At 42.0% G+C, this 789-nt stretch carries 2 protein-coding genes; both read right to left on the minus strand.

The genetic code is table 11. The features are described from left to right. Nucleotides 1–99: 99 nt before the first annotated feature. Complete coding sequence (locus HP556_RS30445; RefSeq protein WP_000026224.1) at nt 100–381, minus strand: hypothetical protein; 282 nt, start codon at nt 379–381, stop codon at nt 100–102. A gap of 191 nt (nt 382–572) precedes the next feature. After that, nucleotides 573–789, minus strand: a 217-nt coding sequence (locus HP556_RS00245; protein WP_478134426.1) for a hypothetical protein, incomplete at its 5' end; no start/stop codon positions are given.

The raw sequence follows: 789 nt of genomic DNA on the forward strand, positions 1-789 counted from the left end.
CGGAAGTGCATTTATCATCTCCATAAAACAAAACCCGCCGTAGCGAGTTCAGATAAAATAAATCCCCGCGAGTGCGAGGATTGTTATGTAATATTGGGTTTAATCATCTATATGTTTTGTACAGAGAGGGCAAGTATCGTTTCCACCGTACTCGTGATAATAATTTTGCACGGTATCAGTCATTTCTCGCACATTGCAGAATGGGGATTTGTCTTCATTAGACTTATAAACCTTCATGGAATATTTGTATGCCGACTCTATATCTATACCTTCATCTACATAAACACCTTCGTGATGTCTGCATGGAGACAAGACACCGGATCTGCACAACATTGATAACGCCCAATCTTTTTGCTCAGACTCTAACTCATTGATACTCATTTATAAACTCCTTGCAATGTATGTCGTTTCAGCTAAACGGTATCAGCAATGTTTATGTAAAGAAACAGTAAGATAATACTCAACCCGATGTTTGAGTACGGTCATCATCTGACACTACAGACTCTGGCATCGCTGTGAAGACGACGCGAAATTCAGCATTTTCACAAGCGTTATCTTTTACAAAACCGATCTCACTCTCCTTTGATGCGAATGCCAGCGTCAGACATCATATGCAGATACTCACCTGCATCCTGAACCCATTGACCTCCAACCCCGTAATAGCGATGCGTAATGATGTCGATAGTTACTAACGGGTCTTGTTCGATTAACTGCCGCAGAAACTCTTCCAGGTCACCAGTGCAGTGCTTGATAACAGGAGTCTTCCCAGGATGGCGAACAACAAGAAAC

Source organism: Tardiphaga robiniae, assembly GCF_013359755.1.
In the GTDB taxonomy this organism is placed as follows: Bacteria; Pseudomonadota; Alphaproteobacteria; order Rhizobiales; family Xanthobacteraceae; genus Tardiphaga; species Tardiphaga robiniae.

Coding starts and splice junctions, on each gene's coding strand:
- HP556_RS30445 (WP_000026224.1), bottom strand. CDS start 381: ATGAGTATCAATGAGTTAGAGTCTGAGCAAAAAGATTGGGCGTTATCA.